Origin of the sequence: Erythrobacter sp. (genome assembly GCF_023653175.1) — a bacterium.
Classification (GTDB): Bacteria; Pseudomonadota; Alphaproteobacteria; order Sphingomonadales; family Sphingomonadaceae; genus Erythrobacter.
Map to the genome: position 1 here is coordinate 1 of NZ_JAMNXL010000196.1, position 6,495 is coordinate 6,495.

A 6,495-nucleotide genomic window follows, 5' to 3' on the forward strand; every position below is an offset into this window, starting at 1 on the left:
AGTTGCTGAGATCGCCCTGACGGTCGTCGAAGTCGAAGATGTAGTTGTCGCGCGCCTCGTCGTCGGTGAAGATGGTGTAGACCGAGCGGACCGAGATCTGGTTGTCGTCGTTCGGACGCCAGTCGAGACGGCCCGAGACCGACCAGTTCTTGCGGGTCAGGCGGTAGAGCTTGTTCTCGCTCTCGCGGCCCCAGAAGCGGGTAGCTGCGCCCTGACGGGCATCCTGCGAGACGCGCTCGAAATCGGTCTCGAAGTTGTCGGTGACCATGTTGCGTTCGTAATAGGTGCCCGACACCAGCAGGCCGATCTCGCCGAGGCCGCCCACGTCAAAGCGGTTGGAGAGTACGAGGTTGCCTTCGTATTCCCTGCGGTCGCCAAGCTCCACGATCCCGCCGCCGGCCTTGCCGAAGGCGCGGAAGCCGGGATAGTCGAAGGCCGAACGGGTGATCACGTTGACGTTGCCGGCAACCGTTTCGCCCGGCATGTCGGGGGTGATCGCCTTGGAGACGATGATCTGCGAAGCGATCGCCGAGGGGATCGAATCGAAGCGCGCATCGCGGCCTTCGGGGCTGACAACGTTGATCCCGTCAAAGCTCAGCGTCGTCCAATAGTTGGGCGCGCCGCGGATCGAGATGTAGCGCGCCTGGCCTTGGTCACGCTCGACCGCAAGGCCGGGCAGGCGGCCGACCGCCTGGGCGATGTTCTGGTCGGGCAGGCGGCCCACCGAGTCTGCCGAGAGAACCGAGACGAGGTTGTCCGACAGGCGCTGGGTGCGCAACGCGGCGGCTTCGGATTCGGCGATTGGGCGGGTGCCGTCGACGATGATTTCGTCAACCGCTTCCGCGGGCGTTTCCTCGGCGTCCTGGGCCTGGGCAAAGGCTGTCTGCGGCATGGCGGCGACGGCGGCGAGCATGAGGGCCTTGCGGGAGAGGCGCAGGCCCGGCGAGTTGGTTTTCAGCATTGAAGCCCCCTTATGGCTGTATTGAATGGGGCGCGCGCTATGGAGGGTGGATGACAGTTTGCTTACAGCTGCGGGGCGCGTGGTATGTCACTGAATCGCAACAATTATCGCGCGACCCAAGAGGTCGGGATAAGGCGGCGGAAAACAGGAGCTTAATGCCGAATGCGACAGAAAAGCCGCTTACTTGCGATTTAACGAAAGTTAATGTTTTCCGAACCCATGTTGCCAATCTGCCGCAGTTTTCGCGGGCGCCGCCGGCGTGATCCTGGGCCGCGCGTCGAACGGGCAGCCGAGCAGCGGCGATGGCGCAGGAAGCGCCGGCGCGGGGCGCGCTTGCGAGCACGCCGGTGCTGCTTCTTGCCGATAGGGCAATGTCGGTGGAAACTGGAGCGGGCGAAGGGATTCGAACCCTCGACCCCAACCTTGGCAAGGTTGTGCTCTACCCCTGAGCTACGCCCGCTCACTGGCGCTGACAGAAACCGCCGAAGCGCGTCGTTCCTGCCGGAGAGGCGGCGCGATTAGCAGCGACCTTGCAAGGCTGCAAGCGCAAAAAGCGTCGCGTGCTGCGAGCGCGACGCCAGCGCTGATTTGGGCTTGATCGGCGGGGGGCAAGCGGCCAGCACATAGCCGCGCTTCACAAGCGCGTTGAGGCATCCCACATGGGAACCGGACAGGCGCAAAAGGCGCACGAAGGCAGCAGGAGCAGATATCTTGGCCAGCATGGGACTGAGCATCGAGGAACAGAAGGCAGTCGACCGTTTCCGCAAGGCGGTGGTCGAGCCGTCGCAGACCAAGCTGGTGATCCTCGACTTCTGGGCCGAGTGGTGCGGGCCGTGCAAGGCGCTCACCCCGGTGCTCGAGAAGATCGCGGGCGAATATGCCGACAAGGGCGTGATGCTCGCCAAGATCAATGTCGACGAGGAACAGTTCATCGCCGCGCAGTTCCAGGTGCGCTCGATCCCGACGGTCTATGCGATGTTCCAGGGCCAGCCGATCGCCGACCTGACCAGTGCCCGCAGCGAATCGCAATTGAAGGCGATTCTCGACCAGCTCCTGTCCCAGCTGCCGGTGGAAGGCGGGGCGGGTGACGGCGCGGCGCCGCAGGGGCCTTCGCCTGAGGAGCTCGCGCAATTCGTGAAGATGGGCGAGGAGGCGCTCTCCGCCGGAGACCCCCAGCGCGCCGCCTCGATCTTCGCCCAGATCACCGAATTCGCTCCTGAAAACGCGCCGGCCCATGCAGGGCTTGTGCGCGCGCTCGTGCAGCTGGGCGAGGTCGAGCAGGCTCGCCAGGTCATGGAAGTAATCGACAGCGATCCGCGCCTCGCCAGCGATGCCGCCATGGCGCCGGCCCGCAGCGCATTGGAACTGACCGGTGAGCGGGTCGATGATGGCGAGCTGGCGTCCTTGCGCGCCGCCGCCGAGGCCGCGCCCGCCGACATGGACGCGCAGCTCGCCTATGCCGAGGCCGCCTTTGCCGCAGGCCAGCGCGATGCCGCCGCCGACACCCTGCTCGCCATGATCACCGCCGACCGCGAGTGGAACGAAGGGGCCGCGCGCGCGAAGCTGCTCAAGATCTTCGAGGCGACGGGTCTGGAGGACGAATGGGTGGTCGGCGTCCGCCGTCGCCTGTCGCGCGTATTGTTCGGATGACCAAAAGGCTTCCCATCTTCCCCCTGACGGGCGCGGTGCTGTTTCCGGGCATGCAGTTGCCGCTCCACATCTTCGAGCCGCGCTACCGCGCGATGGTCGGCGATGCGCTGATCCGCGACCGGCTGATCGCGATGATCCAGCCGCAGCGCTCGGTCGAGGGCGCGCCGCTCTATGAAGTCGGCTGCGTCGGGCGGATCGGCGAGATCCAGGCGATGGACGACGGGCGCTACAACGTCATCCTCGAAGGCACGGCGCGGTTCCGGGTGGTGCGCGAGCTCGATGTCAGCACCGCCTATCGCCAGGTCGAAGCGGAGATCTTCGCCGAGGACGAGGACGAGACCCTGACCCACGCCCAGCGCGGCGGGTTCGAGCGCGAGGCGCGGCACTTTGCCGATTCGCAGGGTTATTCGGTCGATTGGGACTCGGTTGAACGGCTCGACGATCGCTCCCTGATCAACGGCGTTTCGCAGATCGCGCCCTTCGATCCGGCCAGCAAGCAAGCGCTGCTCGAAGCCGGGACGCTGACCGCGCGGTGCGAATTGCTGGTCCAGCTGATGCAGTTCTACGGGCGCCACGATGGCGGCGAGGAAATCGTTACGCTGCAATAGCGAAGCGGCAGGAATCCGCACGTCGATGCTCGTCGATGCATCGCTGTTATTAATCATACAAATATGTCGTTTCGTCGATCAGCCCGGCCGCGCAGGTTGCGTCGGGCCGCATGATCGCATCCTAGACTGCCAGTCTTCGCGGGATGCCGGGAGAGCGGCGCGCCCTTGCCGCGTGCCGCCTCCCGGTGCTCGTCGCGAACTATCACATGACTGTCAGACACAGGGAAATAAACATGAGTTACAATGGCATGCGGCGTGCAAAGCTGCTCTTCACCGCAGCGATCGCGGGGCTGAGCGTTGGCCTTACGCCGGCCGCTTTCGCGCAGGAAGCAGTCGTCGATGGCGAGGAGGACACCGCCGCACCGGAAGAAGAAAGCGGCGCGCCGATCGTCGTGACTGGCACGCGCATCCAGCGCCCCGAAGCGGCAACCGCCACCCCGGTCGTTGCCATCACCGCCGAAAACATCGTCCAGTCGGGGGTCAACAACGTCACCGAGCTGCTCTCGCAAACCCCGGCCCTGTTCGGCTCCGAGACCAATTTCGACGCTGCCGGCTCGCAGGCGCGCACCGGCGCTGCGGGGGTCAACCTGCTCAACCTGCGCAACCTCGGCTCCAACCGCACGCTGGTGCTGGTCAACGGCCGCCGCCATGTCGCAGGCGTCTCGGGCGAGGCCGCGGTCGATACGAACACGATCCCCGTCAGTCTGATCGAACGGGTCGACGTGCTCACCGGCGGCGTATCCTCGGTCTATGGCGCTGACGGCGTGTCGGGCGTGGTCAACTTCATCATGAAGCGCGACTTCGAGGGCCTCGACATCCGCGCCCAGAACGGCATTTCCGACTTCGGCGATGCGGAGAGCAACTTCTTCTCGGTCACCGCCGGCAAGAACTTCGCCGACGACCGCGGCAACATCGCGCTCAACTACGAGTTCCGCAAGGATGGCCGCGTCGGCTTCGGCGACCGGCCGAACGGCCGCTACGAGGCCGACAGCCTCGTGCGCAACCCCAACGACATCCCCGACGATCCGAACGTGCCGGACTACATCTTCCTCAACCGGATCGGCTATGCCGACAGCTCGCCCGGCGGCGCGCTGGTGATCGACAACAGCTTCTCGCCGCGCTTCAACGGCGATGGCCGCCCCTATGATCCGGGACTGTTCCTGCCGCAATCGGGCTTCCTTGCGCAGGGCGGCGACAACACGCCGATCAACAACTACCAGGGCGACCTTCAGGCCGGCACCGAGCACCACAGCTTCAACGCGCTGTTCAGCTTCGAGCTGACCCCCGACGTGCGCCTGTTCGCCGAGGGCAAGTATGTGCGCACCGAGAACTTCTCGGTCGCGCAGCCTTCGTTCGACTTCTTCACCTTCATCTCCGAAGACAACCCGCTGATCCCGGATAATGTCCGCGCCGCCGGTCTCGGCGATTTCGGCGGGCTGCTGTTCAACCGCGACAACTTCGATTTCGGCACGCGCAACGAGAACTTCGAGCGTGACCTCTATCGCGGTGTGATCGGCATCGACGGCAATATCTCCGACCGGGTCAAGTTCGAGGCGAGCTATGTCTACGGCCGCAACGATACCACCTATATCTCAACCAACCAGCGCATCGAGGACCGCTACTTCGCCGCGCTCGACGTGGTGGATGTCGGCCAGTTCACCACCGGCACGCCCAACGGGGTGTTCGATTGCCGGGTGAATGTCGATGGCGGGGCGCTGGCGGATGCGGGCAACGGCAACTACGGCGAGGCGCCGCAGACCTTCACCCCGGGCGCTTGCGTGCCGCTCAACATCTTCGGTGAGGGTGCAGCCAGCCAGGCCGCGCTGGACTTCGTCCTGACCGACACGCGCAACGCCTACCGCCTCGAACAGCACGTCGCCAACGCCTATATCGCGGGCGATTTCGGCAACATGTTCGAGCTGCCCGGCGGCGCGGTGAACTTCGCGTTTGGTGGAGAATACCGCAAGGAAGGCAGCGACTTCCGACCCGATGCGATTTCCACTCAGGTGACCGATTTCGATCCTGACAGCGGCGTTCTGGCAGACCTCGCGCTGCTCGCGCCGGAGCGGGGCAGCTTCGACGTGTGGGAAGTGTTCGGCGAAATCAACGTGCCGATCCTCGCCGACCGGCCGTTCTTCGATCTGCTCGAATTCACCGTCGCGGGCCGTTACTCGGACTACTCGACCGTGGGCAGCACCGAAAGCTGGTCGATCAACGGCCAGTGGGCACCGATCCGCGACATCCGCTTCCGCGGCAGCTATTCGAAGTCGGTGCGCGCGCCGAACATCACCGAACTGTTTGCGCCCCGCAGCGGCACCTTCGCCTTCATCGACGATCCGTGCGGGCCGGAGCTGATCAATCAGGGCACCGAGTTCCGTGCGGCCAACTGCCGCGCGCTGATCGAGGGGCTGGGGGTCGACTTCGACACTTTCGATCCGGCCAGCGACATCAATTCGAGCGCGAGCCGCGAAGGGGTGTTCTCGGGCAACCGCAACCTCACCGAGGAGGACGCGCGGACCTGGACCGCGGGCGTGATCCTGCAGCCGAGCTTCGTGCGCGGACTGACGGTCACTGCTGACTGGTACGACATCCGCCTGACCGACGCGGTGCGCACCGCCTCCCTGAACGAGACCGCGCAGTTCTGCGTCGACTCCGCCACGCTCGACAACGTGTTCTGCAATTCGATCACGCGTTCGACCGACACGGGCTTCGTCAGCAACTACCTGCTCGCGCCCCAGAACGTCGCCTTCATCGAGACGGCGGGCGCGGACGTGACGGTCAACTACGCCTTCACGCCGGGCGACGGCGGCCTCGGGCGGTTCAACCTGCGCGGCACGGTGGGCTATCTCGACAAGCTGCTGGTGCTGCCGGCCAATGGCGGGATCGTCGATAACAACCAGGGCGAAAACGGCGCGCCCGAGTGGATCGGCACTGGCGACGTGACCTGGTCGAAGGGCAACTTCACGCTCAACTACGGGCTGCAATATGTCGGCGACCAGCTGCGCTTCGAGCGTGACGTCATCGCGGGTGACCCCGATGTGGCCGCGCCCGAATTCCTGACCATCGGCGAGCGCTTCATCCACGACATCCGCGCCGAAATCAGCACCGATGACGAGCGCGCGCGCTTCTATCTCGGGGTGAACAACTTCACCGACGAACTGCCGATCCGCGGGATCGCCAGCCAGTCGGGTGTGGGCTGGCTCGGCCGGTATTTCTACGCCGGGATCCGCATCACCACCGACCAGCTCGGGTTCTGAGGCGGATAACGCACAAGTG

The 6,495-nt window shown here is 65.1% G+C and carries 5 protein-coding genes and 1 tRNA gene; 3 read left to right on the forward strand and 3 right to left on the reverse strand.

Annotated features, from left to right (window positions below):
• From NBV68_RS16600 to NBV68_RS16610, 3 genes are all read right to left on the reverse strand, one after another.
• A partial coding sequence (locus NBV68_RS16600; protein WP_296311924.1) for a TonB-dependent receptor plug domain-containing protein occupies positions 1 to 961 on the reverse strand: 961 nt, incomplete at its 3' end.
• A gap of 385 nt (positions 962 to 1,346) precedes the next feature.
• Positions 1,347 to 1,421 (reverse strand) — tRNA-Gly (locus NBV68_RS16605).
• Positions 1,422 to 1,479: 58 nt separating this feature from the next.
• On the reverse strand, positions 1,480 to 1,683 hold the full coding sequence (locus NBV68_RS16610) for a hypothetical protein (protein ID WP_296311927.1): 204 nt from the start codon (positions 1,681 to 1,683) through the stop codon (positions 1,480 to 1,482).
• Here NBV68_RS16610 and NBV68_RS16615 point away from each other — a divergent pair.
• The 3 genes from NBV68_RS16615 (at position 1,682) to NBV68_RS16625 (ending at position 6,476) form a co-directional block, all read left to right on the forward strand.
• Complete coding sequence (locus NBV68_RS16615) at positions 1,682 to 2,611, forward strand: tetratricopeptide repeat protein (protein ID WP_296311930.1); 930 nt, start codon at positions 1,682 to 1,684, stop codon at positions 2,609 to 2,611. The genes NBV68_RS16610 and NBV68_RS16615 overlap by 2 nt on opposite strands.
• Positions 2,608 to 3,219 (forward strand): LON peptidase substrate-binding domain-containing protein, encoded by a 612-nt coding sequence (locus NBV68_RS16620; protein WP_296311932.1) that lies wholly within the window; start codon positions 2,608 to 2,610, stop codon positions 3,217 to 3,219. The genes NBV68_RS16615 and NBV68_RS16620 overlap by 4 nt, the downstream gene beginning before the upstream one ends.
• 233 nt (positions 3,220 to 3,452) lie before the next feature.
• Positions 3,453 to 6,476, forward strand: a complete 3,024-nt coding sequence (locus tag NBV68_RS16625) for a TonB-dependent receptor (protein ID WP_296311935.1) — start codon at positions 3,453 to 3,455, stop codon at positions 6,474 to 6,476.
• The last annotated feature ends 19 nt before the right edge of the window (positions 6,477 to 6,495 follow it).